Below are 19,014 nucleotides of genomic sequence, written 5' to 3'. Positions count from 1 at the left end.
CTCGGCACGTGTTCGTCGTGGACCGGGTGCTCGACGGTCGCGGTGAGCGGATCCGTGACCTGTTGTGGACTGCCGCCTGCGCCCGCGGAGGCTTTCCTGGCGGCATGATCCCCTGGTTTCGCACCGGGAAGCTCACGAAGATCTTCCTGCTCTTCGCTCAGACCCGGTTCCGGGACGGGCGGGGCTCACCTCCCGAGTTCTGGGCGGCCATGGTTACGGCCGGGGAACTCCTGGCGACCGAGGACGGCCCGGACCAGGCTGAGGTGACGGCTGGACTGGAACGCTACCGGACCCAGGCGACCGCTGTCGGTACAGGCTCTCAGATGCTGCCGTGAGAGGAAACGAGGCCCTCAGGTACGTACTCGGGCGCCGTGCCGAGCAGTGCGTCGATGGCCGCGCGGCCCTTGCCGCCGGCCTCCGGCATGAAGTGGGCGTAGTGGTCGAGGGTGATGGTCGGACTTGAGTGACCGAGCCACCGGGCGAGCGTGACGATGGACTCTCCCGCTTCGAGGAGGACCGAGGCGTAAGTGTGTCGGAGTACGTGGAAGCCGTCCTTGCGCGAGGCCTTCCACCGTGCCCCCTTCTCCCGTACGGGAATGACTCCGGCCGCTGCGAGGGCCGGCTTCCAGGCCTCGTCGTTGAAGATGTTGGCGCGGATGGCGTTGCCGTACGTCGTCGTGAGGATGAGCGGGAAGCTCTGCTTCTCCCTGTCGGGCTCCGGTCCGCCCCAGGGGAGCTCGACGTCGACCGCCGGGTGGTCGAGGAAGTACGCGGCCAGTTCCGTGGCCACCGACCGGGGCATGTCGACGATGCGCGTCTTGCCACCCTTGGGCAGGGCGAAATAGAGCCGCCCGGAGAGAAGTTGCACCTGCCTGCGCACCCGGATGACACCGCGCTCGAAGTCGATGTCCCTCGGCGACAGCCCGAACACCTCTCCCTGGCGCAGCCCACACCCCAACGCGACGACTACCGCGATCCGGTAGCGAGGATTGATTACGTCCCGCACCCTCTGCGCCGTTGCCAGCGGCCACGCGTCACGATCTTCGTCGGGGGCCTTCGGCCAGCGCACCGTCTTGGCCCGCATCGGGTTGCGGACGAGGCGCTTGTCGTCGATCGCGGTCTCGAAGATGTTCGACAGCGAGGTGAGGATCTGCCGTGCGTACCGCGGAGAGCACTCGCCTTCGAGCGTGGCTATGTAGCCGCGTAGGACGGTTGCCGACACGTCGCGCAGCGCCACCGCACCGAGGTGCGGAAGGATGTGGAGTCGTACGCGCTCGTCAACTCGCTTGACCGTGCCGGGCGCACCGCGAACACCGGCACGCCAGTGGCGCGTGACGAAGTCCGTCAAGGTGATGGAGCCGTCGCGCGGGTCGACGAACTCGCCCCGTTCGCTGTCGGTGCCGGACCGCCGGAGCCACCCCTTGGCATCCTCCAGCACGTCGAACGACATGTCCCGGACGCCCGGGATTCCGGCGACACGATATCGAGACCCCTTGCCGTAACGGGTCGTACGCTCACGCTTCCCCGTGACGGGGTCCTTCTTCTTTTTGATCCAACGGTCTTCGATATAACCAGCCAAAGAATTCCTCGGTGTAGGGGTTGGACGTGGGGCCGGCGGCAAGGCCGGTCAGGCTGTGGTCGGATACCCGGTGCGACGCTGCGGGACGGCACTTACCGGACTTAGGGATGTATTGCTGCGGGAGTCCACCTGCTCCTGTTCCCGAATCCACTCGTCAAGCATTTCGATCCGGTACATCACACGTCCGTTCCGCCCCATCCGAAAACTCGGCGGACCTTGGCGACGGTGCCGCCACACGTAAAGGGTGCAGGGCGACAGCCCCAGGTGTTCGGCAGCATCACGCACGTTCAGAAAACCCCTCCCCAGCGGCGGCACACGGGGAGGCGTAGGGGCATTCGCCAGCAATTCACTGTCACGAGCAACACTTCGCACGTATCGAACCTTCGGGGTCTTCCGTCGACAACCTGCGGCGACGGACATCGGGCATGACGAGCCCGCCCCCGCTTGCCGTCGGGCAAGTGGAACGGACTACTTCAATGGTCTGGAGAATCCCCGGTTTGGCTGACCGGGGATCGTCGGGTATAAGCCGGGGCGGCGTCACCGTGCACCCGCCCTGGACCCCTACTCCGCGTGCTGCAGCAAGGCGAGCGGGGAGACACCGAGGGCGGCAGCAATCGCGACGAGGTCATCCACGTCGCAGCGCCGGCGGGTGCGTTCGATGCGGGACAGCATGGTGTTGGTCATGGGGTGGCCGAGCTCGGTGACACGGGCGGCGAGCTCGCGCTGGGCGAACCCGCGCGAGGTACGCAGGCGCTCGATGGCACGGGCGGTCCCTTCTCCGGCGGTACCGATTTCCGTAGCTCTTCGGGGCATGCGTCTGTTGTAGCTCGGGTTCCCGGGTTCACGTAATCGTGGAAGCCAGAAATGGGGACTTTGGGGCCCGGTTCGCGGAGAACGAACTGCCGATTCCCACATAGGCAGTCATTGCGGAACTACGACCCATCTCGGACCACAGAGGCGTGCACAGCGTCAGCGGCTCCCGGAGGCGGAAACATAGATCGCCTCTCCTGCCCCGGTCAATGGATTCCGAGGTGCGATCTTCGCCTCTCTACCTACGCCGTCGACTTTTTGGTCAACCGGGGATTCGCCCTTACTGTGAAGACGTTCGCGATCAGCGATGCACTCTGACGCTTTTCCAGTGCTGATTCGCTGGACTTGTGCGGGCTGGGTGTGGCTGTCTTGGACAAGCACCCCTGACAAAGGAATCGGCTCCCGGCGTTGCAGCGCCGAGAGCCGATGGGAGTCCCTTGTCCAAACCGCCCGCTCCTGAACGGATCTGAGGAACGTCTATGCCCAACAGTACGGCCGAAGCAGCCGTCCGCACGTCCGCGCCCACCCCGACGTCGCCGTCCAAGCAGCAGGCGAAGGCGGGGCGATAGGCATGGCACGCATCCGCACCATCAAGCCGGAAGCTTTCAGCTCCGAATCGCTGGCCGCCGTCAGCATCACCGCGGAGCGGACGTTCTTCGGCCTGCTCACCCAGGCCGACGACCACGGCCGGTTCCGCGACCAGTCCGCAGTCATCGCGGGCCTCTTGTGGTCCCTGCGCCCCGAACACGGCCCGATCGAGGTCGAGGACGACCTCACCCAGCTCGCCGGCAATGAACTCATCTGCCGGTACGAGGGCGAGGACGGCAAGCGGTACCTGCACATCGTGACCTTCTCCAAGCACCAGAAGGTCAACCGCCCCAGCGGTGTCCGGCACCCGAACTGCCCCTACCACGACGGCGGCCGGGTGCCCCTGACTTCACCGCTGGCGCAGGGAGGGCTCCGTGAGGTGTCCGTGCACCATCAGGGACCCGCCCCGGAGCTCGCACCCACAGCTCCTCCCACCTCGCCGATCCTCGTATCCGCAGGTCAGGGCGGGTTCAATGAGCCCTCCGTGCAGCATCATGGGGAGATGCGGGAGCCTGCGCCGAGCCCTCACGGTCCGGATCTAGGACCTAGGATCATGGATCTAGGATCTCCGTTGGGAGGCGCGAGCGCCCCCACCCCACCCCAGACCGTCACGACCCAACATCTGGTCGGCGAGTACGCCGCCGCGTGCGGGAAGCGTCCTCCCGAGAGCGTTCTGGGCCACGTCGGCCGGGAGATCGGCAAGCTGCTGCGCGAAGGCATCGACCCGGAGCACGTCCGAGCCGGGGTCGAGCGCATGCGCGTCAAGAGCCTCCACCCGAGCGTGCTGCCCAGCCTGGTCAACGAGGCCATGAACCCGCCCCAGGCCACTGGTGGCGCCCGCCGGGCCCCTCAGCCGTACACCAACCCCGTTGACGCCGAAGCCGCTTACGGAGGCCAGCTGTGACCACCGCGACCCGTGAACCCCAGCGTGCCGGCGCCCTGGCAGCCCGTCTCCAGGCCATCCTCGCTGCCAAGGGCATCGACCCCGACACCGCGCCCGCCGGGCCCGCGGTGGAGCCGGTGACCGCCCTGGAACTCGCCGACCGCCGCATCCCGCCCCGCTACCGCGAGGCACTCGCCACCCAACCCGAAGTCCTGGGCTGGGTGGAGGCGGTCACGGGCGCCGGGCGGAACGGGCCGGCCGGTACCCGGGGCATCGCCTACGGCCCCTCGCTACTGACCGCCGGGCCCACCGGCATCGGCAAGACCCACCAGGCGTACGGCGCCGTCCGCTCACTGCTGGCAGCCGGAGTCCGCCTGCGCTGGCAGGCGGTCACCTCCGCCGACCTCTACGCCCAACTCCGGCCCCGGCCCCACCACGACCCCGAGCGGGAGATCCAAGAGCTCGGCCGGTGCCCGCTGCTGATCCTGGACGACCTCGGCGCGGCCAAGCAGTCCGAGTGGACCGAGGAGCTGACGTACCGGCTGATCAACCGCCGCTACACCGAGATGCTCCCGACCCTGATCACCACCAACCTGCCGATCGCGGAACTCCGCAACGCAGTCGGGGACCGCGTCGCCTCCCGCCTGGCGGAGATGACCACCCGAGTCATCCTCACCGGCCCGGACCGCCGACGCGCCAAGCCGTCGGGCTCCTGACCACCACGGTCCCCACCCAGGTCGGTCCCCGCCATCGTGGGGACCGAACCACTGATCCGAGCCGTTCGGGGACCGTCCCCAACCCGGTCCCGGTCCCGTCCCCATCACGGTCCCCATCCCGGTCCCGGTCCCCAACCGGCCCGCGTCCGCCTGACAGCGCCTTCCCCCAAGAGGGGACCGACAGCAGTCAATCGGGGACCGTCCCCTGATCACGCTGCGCGCGTCGGGCACCACTGGGACGGTCCCCAACTCTGTTTCCGCAGGTCACCCCCCTGGCATCCCCCGGAACACTGGGGACCGTCCCCACGGTCCCCAGCATCCGGGACCGCCCTGCGACGGTTCGGGGACCGTCAGGTCCCACGTTGGGGACCGGTCCCCACCCACGACTACGGGGACCGAGACGGGACCGGTCCCCACACCCATGCCCCTGGGGACCGAGCGCCTCCCGAATCGGGGACCGTCCCTGCCCGGTCCCCGCTCGGTCCCCGGAAAGCGCTGGCAGCGTCGCGCGTCACGAACGAGCGGTCCCCCAACCGGTCGACCCCGCCCAACAGCCACTTCACACGACCAACCTCGGCCTCTTCAAGGACACGCATGCACAACACACCGCACGACCGTCCCAGCCACGACGAGCACCTGCCCTCCTCTCCAGCCTCAGGAGGAGCAAGTTGTACCCAGAGCATTGCTCCCGTCGGGAGCAATGCTCTGGGCTCCCCCGCCCCAGGGGTGGCGGGGGCAGACCGGCACCAGGAGGCGCCGGTCCTTCGGGACGCTACCGAGGCCGGACCGCGCCACGAGACGGAGGGACAGCACACCTGCCACACCCCGCGCTGCACGCACACCGCCCCAACGACATCACACGTGCGCCAGCGTGAGCGCCTGCTCGCCGAGAAGAAGCGCATGCACCAGCCCAGCTGCCGCATGAACGACGACGAATTCACGCTCCTCACCCACGCCGCGTCCGCCTGCCACATGAGCATCGCCGCCTTCCTCGCCCACTCCGCCCTGAAGGCCGCACACGACCTCGAACACACCGAAGCCGAGATCGCCACCCACCGGGAGATGGTCAGAGAGCTGTTCGCGCTGCGCCGGGCACTCGGACAGATCGGCCGCAACCTCAACCAGGTCACCACCGTCCTGAACTCCGGCGCTGACGCCCCGCACGCCAAGGCGGTCCTCGACGCCGTCCAACGGACCGCCGAGCGCGTGGACGACTTCACCCAGCGCTACGTCGAGACGGAGACCCCCGCCGGATGATCCCCCGCATCCACAAGATGGGCACCCGCACCATCGGCCTGATCCGCTACCTCTACGGCCCCGGCACCCACGAGGAACACACCGACCCGCACCTCGTGGCCGCCTGGGACAGCCTCGTCCCCGACCCTGGACGCAACCCGAATGCCACCTACGCAGACCTGCAAAGGCTCCTCGACCAACCCGTCGAAGCGCTGCCCAAGTCACGGCGCCCCACCGAGCACGTGTGGCACCTGTCCGTACGTGCCGCGCCCGAGGACCCGATCCTCACCGACGAGCAGTGGGGCGACATCGCCCGCCGCATGGTCGCCGCCACCGGCATGGCCCCCGCGGGCGACACCGCCGCCTGCCGCTGGGCAGCCGTTCGCCACGCCGCCGACCACATCCACATCATCGCCACCACCGTCCGCGAGGACGGCCGCCGGCCCCGCCGCCACAACGAAGCCAAGCGCTCCCAGGCCGAAGCCCGTCTCATCGAGGCCGACTACGGCCTACGCCGCCTCAACACCGGTGACGGAACCGCAGCCCAGCGCCCCACCAGCGCCGAGCGCCACAAAGCCGACCGCCACCAGCGGGAACGCACCCCGAGAGAGGAACTGCGCGAAAGCGTCCGGCACGCGGCGGCCGGAGCCCAGAGCGAGGAGGAGTTCTTCGGCCGTCTCACCCGTGCCGGTCTCCTCGTAAAGCGTCGCCTGGCACCGTCCGGGGACCTTCTCGGCTACACCGTGGCCCTGCCCGACGACCGCAACAAGATCGGCGAACCCGTCTTCTACTCGGGATCCAAGCTCGCCCCCGACCTCTCCCTGCCCCGCATCCGCGAACGCTGGACCCAACCGGCGGAGCCCTCCTCGGACGAGGGCGTATCACCGGAGCAGCCCGTTCTCCCGCCAGTGAGCGGCCCGGCGTACGCCCGCCGCCGCGCCACCACGGCGACCTGGCAGGCACTGCTGCTCATCGATCACGGCGACGACGGCACAACAGCAGCCCAGATCGCCGCTGCCGGCGAGGTCCTCGACGCGCTCGCCGGGACCTCCGCCGCCCGTACCCGACGAGAACTCCGCGATGCAGCCTTCGCGTTCGAGCGGGCCTCCCGCTCCCACGTCCGCGCCGTACACGGGCACGACCACGCCCTGCGCCAGGCCGCGCACGACCTCGCCCACAGCGGACCAGCCCTCGGCCGCGGAGAGGACGGCGCCACCACCGCCATGCTCATCGACACCGCGTTCTTCCTCGTCACCGCGGCGGCGAAGTGACACGCCAAGAAACACCACGCCCAGCAAGCCGAAGCCGCCCACCAAGCCGCCGAACACCTCCGTGCCGCCTACGAGATCGCGGCAGCCCAGCCGATGTCCGCGCTCCACCAGCGAGGCCGCTCCCTGCCACTGCAGCGACGACAGGCAGCCGTCCTACGCCAGGCGCTGCCCGAGATTGCCGAACAAGTTCTGGCCGAGCCGGGCTGGCCCGCCCTGGCGGCCACACTCGCCGATACCCAGGCCGCAGGCCACAACCCAGCCCACCTCCTCGCCGAAGCCACGCAGCATCGGGAGCTGGACAGCGCCACCTCCGTCAGCGACGTCCTCGTCTGGCGCCTCCGCCGTCTCGCGCACCTGCCTGCCGCCCCCGCGGCATCACTCCCCCGGCACGCGGTGACCACACAACCCGCTCCAAAGGCCGCGAACAACGCCTCCCGCCGCCGCTGACGGCAGAACGTATCCGTCCGTACATAGCCGACGATCCCCGGTCAGCCAAACCGGGGATTTTCCGGAGCATTGAAAACATCACCACCAACCCCGTCCCGTAAAGGAACCTCCCCATGCCCGAAACCGAACTGCGCATCGAAGTCATCGCCCTGCTGATGGACTCGGACTTCAAGCTCCGACCCGACACCAGCACCTGGTCCCACCGCGACGGGCGCCCGTTCACCCGAGCCGAACAGGCGACCGCCCTCCAGGCCACGCACGCCGAACTCGAAACCACAGCCGCCCTGAGTGCCCGCAACGCTGCGGCTGCCCTCGAACAGGGCACCGCCGTGGAGGCCCTCACCGAGCTCCTGTTCTCGTACTTCGCCCGGTACCCCGAAGCCCGCATGGTCATGGACGTACTCCCTCACATGACCGAGGAGGACCGCGCCGAGTACGAACGCCTGTGCGCCATAGCCGCTCCGGACGGCGGCATCTACCTCCCCTACGAGGACTGACGGGCCCGGAACAGCATCCTGCGGCCGGTGACCGGGTACCTCCCGGTCACCGGGCGCAGGCATTCGCGATGTGCAAGGCCGACAGGCCATACCCACTGGCAGTCGCAGGATCAGTGGTGGGCGGCTCCTGCCGCCGGCAACGGAGCCAGGAGGTCGACGGCTTCCTCCCAGCGGAAACGGTCAGCGCCGCCGCCGGACTTCGGGCGGTGAGGCTCGTAGCTGCCGACCAGAACACCCATCTCGCGCAGCTCTGCGAGGCTCCGCTGGTACGCGCGGTGGGCCGCGAGGGCGGTGTTCACGTAGGGCAGGACAGCGGTGGGAATGCCCATGCCCGGGGCCTCGCAGAGGATCCCGAGCGCGAGGTTGTCCGCGAAGCCGGCTGCCCACTTGTTGACCGTGTTGAAGGTGGCCGGGGCTACGGCGATCGCATCGGCGGGTGGGAACGACCGTGCGTCACCGGGCGCGCGCCAGGCGGAGCGGACGGGGTAACCGGTCCGCTCCTCGATCGCGGCGACATCGAGGAAGGGAAGCCCCTGCGGGGTGGCGACGACGCCGACGTCCCAGCTCCGCTCGTGCGCGGCGTCGATCACCTTGCCGACGTCGCCCGCGATCCCGGCCGCGCAGGCGACGACGTACAGGAAGGGCTTGCGCTGCGGCTCGGTCACGCGGGTACTCCCAGTCGGCGGCTGAAGTGGTGGAGCTCTGGCAGCGTACGCCGACGGTCGCGGGCCGCCATGTCGGCGACCAGGTCCCGGACGGCTGGTCGTCGTACGTCCTGGGCTGCGCAGGTCTCCGCGATCCGCAGGGCCTGGTAGCCGTCGGCGAGGCGGCCCTGCTGCGCGTAGGCACGGGCGGCTTCCACCCATAGGGCGGCCCGGCGCTCGGGAACCGGGATGTGGCGGCGCATGAGCGGACGGGCGATGTCGATGGCGACGCCCGCGTCGCCGAAGGACACGGCCGCGCTGACCTGGTGGAGGGCCACGTTGGTGGGGCTGAAGTTGGCCCAGGCGTCGGGGTGGTCGAGGGCGACGTACTTCGCCACCTCCTTGGCCTCGGCCAGGAACTCTGCGGTGGCAGCGCGGTCCCCGGCCCTGCTGGCAGCCGTGACTCCGCGCAGTAGCAGCAACCCGAGCACGGAGAGGTGGTGGCGGGGCTGCCGGTCGTACGCACCGGCGAGCTGGGAGGCCGTGTGCTTGATCAGCGTGACGGCCTGTCCAGCATGCCGTTCGCGGACCAGGACGTGTGCGTGGAGGCGGACGCTGGCGGCGAGGACGAGCGGATCCCCCGAGCGTTCGGCCTCGGCCATCGCGCGCCCGACGGCGAGCCACGCCGTGCCGGGGTCGCCCTGCTTCAGCAGGAGGCTGGCCGAGGTCTGGTAGGCCGTGGCCAGGAAGCGGGGAAGCTCCTCGGCCTGCGGGGAGTCGGCGATGCAGTGGCGGAGGTCGGTGATCAGGCCGGGAAGGGTCCGCTCCAGCTCCGCGTAGTCGCACGTGCTCCAGAGGCGCCGGATGGCCGTTGCCCGGTGCCGTAGCTCCCCGGACTCCGGCGCTTTCGTCGTCGGAGCCGTCGGCATCCCCGGCATGAGTGCTTGGACGAGCGCGGGGTGCGCAGCCGTCGGCGCGACCGAGGCTGTGAGCGCGGTGACGCTGGCGGCAAGGAAGGTACGACGGCGCAGCATTTCCTCTGTCTCCGGATCGTGGGGATCGGCTTCCGGGGCGGCCTCCGCCAGACCGAGTCGGGCCGGGGGAATGCGCAGGACGCGGGCGACGTCGCGCAGGACTCGGATGTCGTCCGTTCCGCGCCCGCCCTCCAGCCGGCTGATCTTCGACTGGTGGTATCCCAGCTCGCGGGCCACGTCCGCTTGTGAGCGGCCCCATAAGACCCGAGCCCGGCGGATCAGTTCACCGATCCGGTGAGCCTCGCCCTGTGTGTCGACCATCTCCGCCACGGCCCCTTCTGCCGAGACCGATCCTGCCTGCTCAACCGAGCCTAGCTGCAACGAACTTGCCTGCCATGCACAACCTGCATGAACGATGCAGGGGCCGCGCGGCACATCGCGCGGCCGCCTCCTGACCCGCTTGCCTGGTGGAACCGCACCCCTCCAGGAGGCCGCTCATGGAAGTGCACGAGATCACGCTGACCGTCACGAGTACGCCCGAGGGCGCCGCTCGTGCCCGGCATCAGGTGATGAACGAGATCAGAGGCTGGCGCCCGGTCATCGGTACCGACGGCATGTGCGCGGCAGAGGTCGTGGCCGGCGAACTACTGGCGAACGCCGTTCAGCACACGGGAAACGAAGCTGCTTCCGTAACTGCTCGCCTGCGCGGCAGCCGACTGCGCTTCGAGGTCCGCGACCGGAGTTCCGTCCTCCCCCACGCACGCACACCCCGTACGGACGCCGAGGACGGCCGCGGGCTGCTGATCATCGACGCCCTCGCCGATCGGCACGGCGTCGACCACAGCGCCGGCGGCAAGTCCTGCTGGGCCGAGCTCGATCTGTCCGTCCCCACCTCGGTCACACCGTCCATCACGCAACCTCCCCTGCAAAGGAGTTGAACGCATGGCACCCCATCGAGCTCTTGCGACGACCGCGGAGGTCATCGCCGTACGTCCCGGGAGTCCCCTCTCCGGTTCGGTCGCCGTCGACGGCTCCAAGAACGCCGCCCTGCCGCTGCTGGCCGCCGCAGCATCCGTGCGCCGGACCGTCCAGCTGGAGAACGTCCCCGCCAGCGCCGACATCCACTGGATGCTCACCTTGATCCAAGGGGCGGGCTGGCACGTCGCCCAAGCCGTGGGACAGCCCGACAGCGTGGTGATCATGCCCCCTGACGTCGTACCCGCGGAACTCGACCTGGCCCCGGCTGCCCGGATCCGCGCGTCGTACTACCTAGTGCCTGCACTCCTTGCCCTCCAGGGGAACGCCCGGCTGCCCTGGCCCGGGGGATGCCAGATCGGGGAGCGCGGCATGGACCTGCACTTCAAGGTGTACGAGGCGTTCGGCGACCGCGTAACCGTCCATGACGAGGGCTATGACGTCGAGGCCGGTCGCCCCGCCACCGGAACGGTCTCCCACACACTACCGTTCCGGTCGCGCGGTGCGACGGTCGTCGCCGTCCTGCGTGCGGTCGTCGCAGGCCGTGCGCTGCGCCTCGGTCGGCCGAACCTGTCGCCGGAGGTCCTCACCGTGCTGGACGCCCTGCGCTCGCCGGGGTGGGAGGCCCGAGCCGGCGAACAGGTCCTGGACCTGAGCCCGGCAGCGGCATCACCTGCCGAGATGCCTGCTTGGCGCGTTCCGGGCGACAAGATCGAGGCAGGCACCCTGGCCTGCGCCGTCGCCGCCACCGGTGGGAACGCGCGCATCGAGGGCGTCCAAGGTCGGGATGTGGTGCCGTTGCAGGCAGCCCTGCAACGGCTGGGCATCCCCACCTCGGTACGGGAGGACGTCCTCCTGGTCGACGGGAGCACCGCCCGACCGACGGGCCTTCCCCTTCGCGCCATCGCCACGCTCGCCACCGGCGGTCTGGACGCCGACTTCGAACCTCCCCTGATGGCACTGGCCCTCGGCCAGCCCGGCACACACCTGTTCGCCGACTCCATCAACCCCGGCCGCCACGGGAACCTGCTGCCCCAGCTGGCCCGGCTCGGCGCGAAGATCGAGGAGATCTCCCCCACCGAATGCCGACTGACCGGCCCGCAACGCCTCACCGGAGCAGGGGTGGAGGCCACCGACATCCGCACCGGCTCCGCGCTCATGGTCGCCGCCCTGACTGCCCGCGGCATCACCACCCTCGGCGGAGTCGACCAGCTCCGCCGCGGCCACGCCGACCTGCCCGGCAAGCTCCTCCACCTCGGTGCCGACATCTGCGAGGTCGCGCCATGACCGCGGCCCGTTCCCTACGACAGATCATGGCCACCACCGACGTCCACTCCGCCCTCGGCGCCCACGGCCCGCTGCTCGGGCACCTCCACCAAGCACGCACGGACAGCCTGCTGGTGGACTGCGGCGACTTCCTCGAGGGCACCGGGTACTACCGCCTCGGCCGGGGCTCGCTCGAACGGGACGTCCTGCTCGCCCTGTACGACGTCGTCGCTCCCGGAAACCACGGCTGGCCGCACTACTTCGAGGCTGGCCTCCACCAGCGGACCGTATGCGCCAACGTCGTCGAGGACTCCACCGGTAACGCGCTCTTCCGCCGTCTACGCATCGTGGACATCGCGGGCCGACGAACGGCCGTCACGGCAGTGCTCGGCCTGCAGGCGTTCAACGCGATCCCGGCCGGGCAGCGGTCCGCCCACCGCGTCACCGACCCGGTCCAGGTTCTGCGCGAGCTGATGCTCGCGCACCACCACGAGGTCGACTCGTGGGTCCTCCTCAGCCACTCCGGCTTCGAGCAGGACCTCCGCCTCACCGAAGCATGCCCCTTCCTCGACGTGGTCTTCGCCGGCCACTGCCACAGCGAACACACCGGACCCGAACGGGTCGGCAGCACCCTCGTGCTCAAGGGACAGGAACTCGCCGTCGGCTACGCAGTTGCCGAGCTCTCCCCCGAAGGCTGGGTCGGTGGGACCGCCCGCTTCCCCGACACCTGGGAGTCCGTCCTGCCGCCCGGGCTCGAATCCGTCCGTGAACAGATCGCCTCCATCGACGCGCAGCTGGCCGAGCCGCTGGGTCCCCTCGTCGCGGCCTATCGGAACAGGCCGCTCGACCGTCACGCCCTGCTCCGCGAACTGGCCGACCGGCTGCGCAGCGGACTGGGCAGCGAGGCGGTCGTCCTCAACGAGACCGCCGTGCGCACGACGCCGCTCGGCGAAGTCCTCACCACCGGGGACCTACTCACCATCGAGCCGTTCGACAACGAGATGGTCGAGGCCCAGGTCCCGCCGGCCTTCCGGAACGACCCCGGCGCCTTACTCACTCACCTCACCGAGCGGGCAGGCCCCCTGATCACCTCCCCCGATCCGCTCCCCGCCGGACTGACGAGCCTGCTGACCACCGGCTACCTCGCCGACACCTGTCTCGGCAGCCGATCCCACCCCGCCGGCCTCGGCCTCGGCTCGGCGATCAGGAGCATCCTGACCAACGGAGACAACCAGTGATCCTCACCGGACCCGAGATCACCTCCGCCTCGAAGGACGGACGGCTGCGCATCTCCCCCTTCACGGCGACCCAGGTCAACCCGAACAGCTACAACGTCCGCCTGGGCGGGACCCTGCTCACCTACACCGACCCGGTACTCGACACCCACCGCCCGAACCCCACCCGCCGCGCGGAGATCGGCGACGACGGCCACGTCCTACAGCCCGGCGAGCTGTACCTCGGCCACACCATGGAGGAGGTGGGATCCGACCTCTTCGTCCCCCTGCTCTTCGGTCGCTCCTCCGTCGGCCGACTGGGACTCTTCGTCGAGATCACCGCACCCATCGGAGACATCGGCTTCCACGGCCAGTGGACGCTGATGCTCACCCCGACCCGCCCCGTGCGCGTCTACGCCGGGATGAAGATCGGGCAGGTCATGTTCTTCGTCTCCGAGGGCACCATCGACCTGTACGAGGGCAAGTACCAGGCGGCCTCCGGGCCCCAGCCCTCCGCGTACTGGCGCGACCTCGACGCCACGGCGGTGACCTCGTGATCCTCACCGGACCCGCCATCGCCGCCGCCCTCGAGGCGGGCCGCATCACCATCGACCCGTACGACCCGGGCCGCCTGTCCCCCAACGCGTACGACTGGCGCCTGGGCAGCACGCTCCGCGTCTGCGAGGGCGACCTCGACGCCGCCAGCCCCACCGCCTTCTCCGAACTCACCCTCCCCGACGACGGCTACGTCCTGGAACCCCGCCACCTCTACCTCGGCCACACCCTGGAGCGCACGGGCTCCGAGTCCTACGCCCAGCTCCTCAACGGCGACCGATCCACCGGCTCCCTCGGCATCTGGGTCCACGTCTCCGCCCCGCTCGGGCACCAGGGTCACGCGATCCGCTGGACCCTGGAGATCCGAGCCACCCGCCCCGTGCGCGTCCGGCCCGGCATGACCTTCGGCAAGCTCGTCTTCCTCCGCACCCACGGCTCCCCGGCCAGCTACCAGCAGCACGGCCTCAAGTACCGCGCCAGCGAAGGCATCGAGACGTCCCGCCTCTACGAGGAGAACCCCGGAGGCCGCCGGTGAACCGCGTCGTCGCCACCGCCCTCGACCTGCCGTTCCCCAGCCCCGGCGGAAGCGTCGAACTCTTTCTCGACCTCTACGCCGGCACCCAGCCCCCGATCCCCGCCCGCGCCTTCATGCTCGCCCCCAACGACGCCCGGCCCCACCCCCCGGCTGGCATCGACCTACTGCACGCATCCGGCAAGTGCCTCGACGGCCACGCCTTCAGCCGGTACGTCACCAACCTGCGCCTCGCCATGACGGCCGCCATCGACCCGCGCGAGATCAGCGTGCTGCACCTGCACCACCTGGCCTTCGGCGCCACCCCCGCCCTCCTGCGGGCCCTGCCCACCCACCCCCGGATCGCCTTCGTCCACGGCACCGACCTCCTGCACGCCGAGAACCACACCACGCAGCTGCGCGTTCTCCGAGAGACCGCCTCCGCCGCCGACGCGATCGTCGTCCCCACCGGCGCCATGGCCGACCGCCTGCTCAAGCTCGCCCCCAAGACGGACAGGCGCAAGATCGAGAAGATCCCCTGGGGCGTCCCCGACCGCCTCCTGACCAGCCCACCGCCCCGCCCCGCCCGACGCCCCACCAGCCACCTCCGGATCCTCTTCGCAGGCCGCCTCAGTTCAGAGAAGGGCCTCGAACCCCTCCTCCAAGCCGTCGCGGCCACCCGCTCGGTCGAGCTGAGCATCGCCGCCCCGCGCAGCCAGTTCCTCGACCTCGCCCCGGTCATCCGCCAGCTCGGCGTCCACGTCCGCTACCTCGGCTGGTTCCGCCGACCCCAACTCTGGAAGGCCTTCGCCGACCACGACGTACTCGCCGTGCCGTCCACCACCCTGGAGGCCATGGGCCTCGTCGCCCTCGAAGCCCAGGCCTGCGGACTCCCCGTGCTCTACCAACCCGTTCCCGGCCTCCGCGAAGCCCTCTCCGGCACCGGCCTGGCCACCGACTTCACCAATCCCACCACCGCCGCCCACGACCTCCACCGCCTGCGCACCGCCCCCGGCCTCCTGGAGATGCTCCGGGCATCCGGCCGCACCAACGCCGCCCGCTTCCCCCTGAGCGCCACCGCCGCGGCCATCGCCGACCTCGGCCAGCGACTCGCCTGACACCACCCGTGGCGCACCCGGCACCGCCCCGGCCGCGTCACTAACCTGGCCAGCGGACCACCCGCGGCCCACGACGATCGGGAGACCATGACCCACACCACCGACCGGATCGAAGACCTCCTCCAGACCGGCGTGCGCGACGAGGTCTACCCCGGCGCGGTGTGGGCGGTCGGGAACGCCGACGGCATCCAGGCCAGCGGAGCCGTCGGCCTCCTCGACCCCGACCACCCGAACGAGCCGATGCGACTGGACACCGTCTTCGACGTCGCCAGCCTCACCAAGATCCTCGCCGTCTGGTCCACGATCGGCACCCTGGTCGAAGAGGGAAAGCTCCCTCTCCACACCCCGCTGGGAACCTTCTGGGACGAAGTCACGGGCCACCCCCTCGCCCAGACCACGGCCCACCACCTCCTCACCCACACCGCCGGCCTGCCGCTGCGCGCCAACCTGAAGAACCTCTACGGCACCGACCCCCAGGACATCCGCGACGGCGTCCTCCACGAGCCCCTCCACCGCCCACCGGGCGAAGCCGTCGAGTACACCGACCGCGCCGCCCTCGTCCTCGGCTACCTCGCCGAACACCTCTCGGGCCAACCCCTGGACCAGCTCGCCACCGACCGCATCTGGAACCCCCTGGGCATGACGCAGACCCGCTTCGGCCCCCTCCCCGATACCGAGGCGGCCCGCTGCGCCCCCACCGAGTACGACGAGACCACCGACACCCACCTCAAGGGCACCGCCCACGACTTCTCCGCCCGCCTCCTCGACGGCGTCTGCGGCATCGCTGGCACGTTCTCAGCCCTCGACGACCTCGCTCTCTTCCTCCGCCACATGCTCAATCCCACCCCGGCCACCTTCAGGCTCAGCTGGATCAAGGAGTCCCTCCGCATCCAAACAGGGGCCCTCACCCCAGCCCGCGGCCTCTTCTGGCACCCCGCCCCCGACACCGAACCCACCGAGGACATCTGGGTCCACTACGGCTTCACCGGCACCGGCCTGTGGGTCAGCCCAGCCCGGAGCTGCTGGGCCGTCCTGCTCACCAACAAGGTCTACTTCACTCGCGACCGCGGACCCTTGACTGAGATCCGCAACAAGTTCAGAGCCACTCTGCTCACCTAGACAAGTCCCTTGGCGTGCCGCGCTACGGTCCCCCGCAACGCAATCACGGCGATGCCGAACGACGTAGCCGAACAACGCCTTGTTAGGCCAGGTACGGCAGCACCCGACCTCCCACTCGAGGCTGGTCAGCGTCCGAGCGCAACGGCCAGGAAGGCTGCGGTGATCGCCGGTAGCAACACGACAATGGCGTACCGCACGCAACGGTTCTTGGCTCGGGCGATCCTGCTGGTCTCCCTCAGCGCACGGAGTAGCCGGGGCTGGGGATCTGAGCCGTCCCGCCTGAGCCCAGCCGACAAGTCGGCGCGCGTCTCTGCACGCACCACGTCTTCGTAGTATGCGCGAGGAGGCCGTGCCTCTCGCTGGCTCTCGCCCCACGCCGCGGGGCGAGAGCCAAGAGCAGGAAGACCAACGCCCCGGTCGTGGTGGCCGCTGCCGTCCACCACAAAGGGACGGCCCACAAGACGTCGAGGGGACGCCGTACGAGAAGGAGCCCGAAGAGTGTTCCCCCAGTAGCCAGAAGAATGGCTGCCTTGCCATCAGCCCGGCCAATCTCCAAATAGTTCTGCGCGATGAGTTCTCGCGACAGAACGACCACGTGGTCTGTGTCCCAGGCAGGGACTTCAGGCCGGGTTCTCAAATGGGCGAGGCGAGAAGGTAGAGCCCGCATCACGGCGCCCCTCCGTGGAAGCCGTTCATGCCGGTGTGCGGTACACCCGCGTCATCTATCCTGCGAAAGACCTCATCGCCCTGGGGTACGCCGACTTCGCTGAGGAGGCGCGCCAGGTTCACCCCGACGAAGCCCCGGTCCTCCTTCGTCAACCCCTGGAGGGTTGCGGCCAGCGTCCGCTCCCATCCGTCCCGCTCGGTGAGCAGCTTGTCGTGCGCGACCGTCCAGTCGAGCACCTCCCTGGCCTGGTCGGGAAATTGGAGCAGCCAGAGCGCCGCCAGACCAACCGGCCCGCCAGCCACCACCTCACGGTAGAAGCGGTACGCCTCGCGGTGGGCCTCGCCGAAGCCCGGTGGAAGAAGGAGCTCGGCAGGATGGCTCGAAGCCGGTAGAAGGCTGGCTGGGGGGTCCAGGAACCAGTAGGTCAGGCCCGTCCCGTCGATGCTCATTGGCTGACCGGGGGGCTCGACCTGAGCGGTCCCGAACAGGGTCGGCGGCTGTCGAAGGGGATCAGAAACACCCGGCAGTCCTGCACTTCCACGGATGGCCTGGTCGATCAGCCGGCGCGCGGCGTCCTCCGTCAGGCCGCTGCGTGCCACGACCACCGGATTGCTGACGTTCCAGGCAACTTCGTAGCGTGCTCGCGAAGGCATTGATGTCGCAGGACCCCGGCGTGGCACCTCCACCACGGTCCGGCGTTCTGCCAGCGAGACCCACCCGATCGAGTCGAACTCCCGTCGGAAGGCCGCCCCGATCGACGGTCGGGGGTATCCCCAGATGTCTCCACCTCGGGGTGGCTCGAGGCGGTCCCCTTCCCGATCCGAGAGGAAGACGAGCGCGCGATCCGAAGACGATCCGAACCGTTGCCGCAGCAGCTGCCGGACGGGTGAAGACCTGACTGGCGTAAGCAGTGGCCTGCTCATGACGCACTCCTCCTTCTCGATGCGTTCGTGTGATCTCGGTGGCGCCCCAGTAGGAAACGGATGACTCCCCGCCGCTGGCTAGCGGTACGGGAGAGCTCGCTCAGCAAATGGTCGAAGACCGTCCTCTGGAACATGTCGGGGTCGGCTTCGACCCGCCCAAGTCCATGGGCCACCGCGTCGTACGTGGCCGGGTCGTCGAGACCCAGCACGACGAGTGCGAAGCCCTGCGCGGGGTGGCGCTCCAGAGTCCGGGCCAGACTCATACGGACGGCACCCGGTGTGCCCGGCTGGGGGAACGTCGAGAGCGACATGGAGTGGATCACGTGCACCGCCAGCGAATGACGGGGTGTTCCCCGGCCGGCTTCCAGCCACCTCGTCACCGTCTCCAGGACCTCGATGTGGTTCGCCTCCTCGGTGAGGAGGGCGCCCAGCGCGAAGGAGACGGCGGAACGCAGTTTCGCGTCCAACTCCGGAGAGGAGCCGTCGAGGACGGTGTCCAGGAGTTTGAGGGCCTCGGCCGGCCGGGCGAGACCGTAGCTACCCGCACATGTCTCGGCGACCGTGCAGCGGAGAACGGCAGATGACCGGCTCCACCGGCGCATCTGCTCCTTGACCGCACCGGACACCAGGGGGTGCTGGACGATCTCTCCCAGCGCGACTCCGACCAGACGTCGGCGCCAGCGGTCGCCCGAGGAGGCGAAGCGGTGCAGCTGAGTCAGCGCGCCGGGGCCGGTGGCATGTGCGAGCACCCGACCGATCGCCTCTCCGGCGGCCACATCCAGGCCCGGCTGATAGCGCAGCTGCTCCAGCGCCCCCCACAGCACGTCTGGCATGCCCTCGAAGTCCAGCCACAGATGGCGCAGGAGTGTCGCAGAGCGGTGCCTGCCGGAGAAGACGATCGGCTGCACAGGGTAGCGATACCGGTCGGCGGGCGAACTACGAGGTGCCAGCGGGCGCGCGCCGATGGCTTCGAGCCGGTCCTCGAACGAGGGGCCTAGGTGTATTGCCCCGGGAGGTTGTG

Annotated in this window: 19 protein-coding genes and 2 pseudogenes; 13 read left to right on the top strand and 8 right to left on the bottom strand. The window is 69.6% G+C overall.

Translation table 11 applies throughout. The annotated features are described in order from the left end of the window. Positions 1 to 104 precede the first annotated feature (104 nt). Positions 105 to 335, top strand: a complete 231-nt coding sequence (locus J7E97_RS05280; RefSeq protein WP_251053870.1) for a hypothetical protein — start codon at positions 105 to 107, stop codon at positions 333 to 335. Here J7E97_RS05280 and J7E97_RS05275 read toward each other — a convergent pair. The 3 genes from J7E97_RS05275 to J7E97_RS05265 all read right to left on the bottom strand — a co-directional run bounded on the left by J7E97_RS05275 (position 320) and on the right by J7E97_RS05265 (position 2,392). Continuing rightward, entirely contained in the window at positions 320 to 1,579 is a 1,260-nt protein-coding gene (locus J7E97_RS05275; RefSeq protein ID WP_215022844.1) for a site-specific integrase, read from the bottom strand. The genes J7E97_RS05280 and J7E97_RS05275 overlap by 16 nt on opposite strands. Positions 1,580 to 1,627: 48 nt before the next feature. Further along, the gene (locus J7E97_RS05270) at positions 1,628 to 1,999 is read right to left on the bottom strand and encodes an AlpA family transcriptional regulator (RefSeq protein WP_215022842.1); all 372 of its coding nucleotides are present in this window, start codon (positions 1,997 to 1,999) and stop codon (positions 1,628 to 1,630) included. Positions 2,000 to 2,140: 141 nt separating this feature from the next. After that, positions 2,141 to 2,392: a helix-turn-helix domain-containing protein gene (locus J7E97_RS05265; protein WP_215022835.1), complete on the bottom strand. Its 252-nt coding sequence runs from the start codon at positions 2,390 to 2,392 to the stop codon at positions 2,141 to 2,143. A 568-nt stretch (positions 2,393 to 2,960) separates the two neighbouring features. On the opposite strand from J7E97_RS05265, the gene J7E97_RS05260 reads away from it, so the two are divergent. From J7E97_RS05260 to J7E97_RS05240, 5 genes and pseudogenes are all read left to right on the top strand, one after another. After that, positions 2,961 to 3,881, top strand: a complete 921-nt coding sequence (locus J7E97_RS05260) for a hypothetical protein (protein ID WP_215022833.1) — start codon at positions 2,961 to 2,963, stop codon at positions 3,879 to 3,881. Beyond that, the gene (locus J7E97_RS05255) at positions 3,878 to 4,576 is read left to right on the top strand and encodes an ATP-binding protein (protein ID WP_215022831.1); all 699 of its coding nucleotides are present in this window, start codon (positions 3,878 to 3,880) and stop codon (positions 4,574 to 4,576) included. Before J7E97_RS05260 ends, J7E97_RS05255 begins: the two co-directional genes overlap by 4 nt. Before the next feature lie 861 nt (positions 4,577 to 5,437). Continuing rightward, on the top strand, positions 5,438 to 5,833 hold the full coding sequence (locus tag J7E97_RS05250; RefSeq protein ID WP_215022829.1) for a plasmid mobilization relaxosome protein MobC: 396 nt from the start codon (positions 5,438 to 5,440) through the stop codon (positions 5,831 to 5,833). After that, a pseudogene (locus tag J7E97_RS05245) lies at positions 5,830 to 7,530 on the top strand (relaxase/mobilization nuclease domain-containing protein). The gene J7E97_RS05250 and the pseudogene J7E97_RS05245 overlap by 4 nt, the downstream one beginning before the upstream one ends. A 113-nt stretch (positions 7,531 to 7,643) precedes the next feature. Further along, complete coding sequence (locus tag J7E97_RS05240) at positions 7,644 to 8,027, top strand: hypothetical protein (RefSeq protein WP_215022827.1); 384 nt, start codon at positions 7,644 to 7,646, stop codon at positions 8,025 to 8,027. Positions 8,028 to 8,137: 110 nt separating this feature from the next. Here J7E97_RS05240 and J7E97_RS05235 read toward each other — a convergent pair whose 3' ends face one another. Together J7E97_RS05235 and J7E97_RS05230 are read right to left on the bottom strand one after the other, a co-directional pair. Continuing rightward, positions 8,138 to 8,692 (bottom strand): flavoprotein, encoded by a 555-nt coding sequence (locus tag J7E97_RS05235; RefSeq protein WP_215022825.1) that lies wholly within the window; start codon positions 8,690 to 8,692, stop codon positions 8,138 to 8,140. Continuing rightward, positions 8,689 to 9,966, bottom strand: coding sequence for a helix-turn-helix domain-containing protein (locus J7E97_RS05230; protein ID WP_215022823.1), 1,278 nt, complete (start codon positions 9,964 to 9,966; stop codon positions 8,689 to 8,691). Before J7E97_RS05230 ends, J7E97_RS05235 begins: the two co-directional genes overlap by 4 nt. Positions 9,967 to 10,142: 176 nt before the next feature. Here J7E97_RS05230 and J7E97_RS05225 point away from each other — a divergent pair, with 176 nt between their 5' ends. The 7 genes from J7E97_RS05225 (at position 10,143) to J7E97_RS05195 (ending at position 16,403) form a co-directional block, all read left to right on the top strand. After that, positions 10,143 to 10,583 (top strand): ATP-binding protein, encoded by a 441-nt coding sequence (locus tag J7E97_RS05225; protein ID WP_251053868.1) that lies wholly within the window; start codon positions 10,143 to 10,145, stop codon positions 10,581 to 10,583. 4 nt (positions 10,584 to 10,587) lie between these two features. Beyond that, on the top strand, positions 10,588 to 11,907 hold the full coding sequence (locus J7E97_RS05220; RefSeq protein WP_215022822.1) for a UDP-N-acetylglucosamine 1-carboxyvinyltransferase: 1,320 nt from the start codon (positions 10,588 to 10,590) through the stop codon (positions 11,905 to 11,907). Continuing rightward, positions 11,904 to 13,124 (top strand): bifunctional metallophosphatase/5'-nucleotidase, encoded by a 1,221-nt coding sequence (locus tag J7E97_RS05215; RefSeq protein WP_215022820.1) that lies wholly within the window; start codon positions 11,904 to 11,906, stop codon positions 13,122 to 13,124. The genes J7E97_RS05220 and J7E97_RS05215 overlap by 4 nt, the downstream gene beginning before the upstream one ends. Then, positions 13,121 to 13,657, top strand: coding sequence for a dCTP deaminase (gene dcd, locus J7E97_RS05210; RefSeq protein ID WP_215022818.1), 537 nt, complete (start codon positions 13,121 to 13,123; stop codon positions 13,655 to 13,657). Before J7E97_RS05215 ends, dcd begins: the two co-directional genes overlap by 4 nt. After that, positions 13,654 to 14,190 carry a deoxycytidine triphosphate deaminase gene (locus tag J7E97_RS05205; RefSeq protein ID WP_215022816.1) on the top strand — a complete coding sequence of 179 codons (537 nt, stop codon included), beginning with the start codon at positions 13,654 to 13,656 and terminating at the stop codon, positions 14,188 to 14,190. The genes dcd and J7E97_RS05205 overlap by 4 nt, the downstream gene beginning before the upstream one ends. Beyond that, the gene (locus tag J7E97_RS05200; RefSeq protein ID WP_215022814.1) at positions 14,187 to 15,284 is read left to right on the top strand and encodes a glycosyltransferase family 4 protein; all 1,098 of its coding nucleotides are present in this window, start codon (positions 14,187 to 14,189) and stop codon (positions 15,282 to 15,284) included. The genes J7E97_RS05205 and J7E97_RS05200 overlap by 4 nt, the downstream gene beginning before the upstream one ends. A gap of 87 nt (positions 15,285 to 15,371) precedes the next feature. Beyond that, entirely contained in the window at positions 15,372 to 16,403 is a 1,032-nt protein-coding gene (locus tag J7E97_RS05195; protein WP_215022812.1) for a serine hydrolase, read from the top strand. Between the two features lie 125 nt (positions 16,404 to 16,528). Here the strand turns inward: J7E97_RS05195 and J7E97_RS35555 are convergent, their stop codons facing one another. The 3 genes and pseudogenes from J7E97_RS35555 to J7E97_RS05185 form a co-directional block, all read right to left on the bottom strand. Then, on the bottom strand, positions 16,529 to 16,843 hold the full coding sequence (locus tag J7E97_RS35555; RefSeq protein ID WP_308346403.1) for a Pycsar system effector family protein: 315 nt from the start codon (positions 16,841 to 16,843) through the stop codon (positions 16,529 to 16,531). Positions 16,844 to 17,069: 226 nt separating this feature from the next. Beyond that, positions 17,070 to 17,993 (bottom strand): hypothetical protein, encoded by a 924-nt coding sequence (locus tag J7E97_RS05190; protein WP_215022810.1) that lies wholly within the window; start codon positions 17,991 to 17,993, stop codon positions 17,070 to 17,072. Then, a pseudogene (locus tag J7E97_RS05185) lies at positions 17,990 to 19,014 on the bottom strand (hypothetical protein); the annotation flags it as partial. The gene J7E97_RS05190 and the pseudogene J7E97_RS05185, both read right to left, overlap by 4 nt.

Source organism: Streptomyces sp. ISL-66, from assembly GCF_018614135.1.
Classification (GTDB): domain Bacteria; phylum Actinomycetota; class Actinomycetes; order Streptomycetales; family Streptomycetaceae; genus Streptomyces.
Note: the sequence above shows the minus strand (reverse complement) of the source record. Positions and strands in the feature narration are given on the sequence as shown.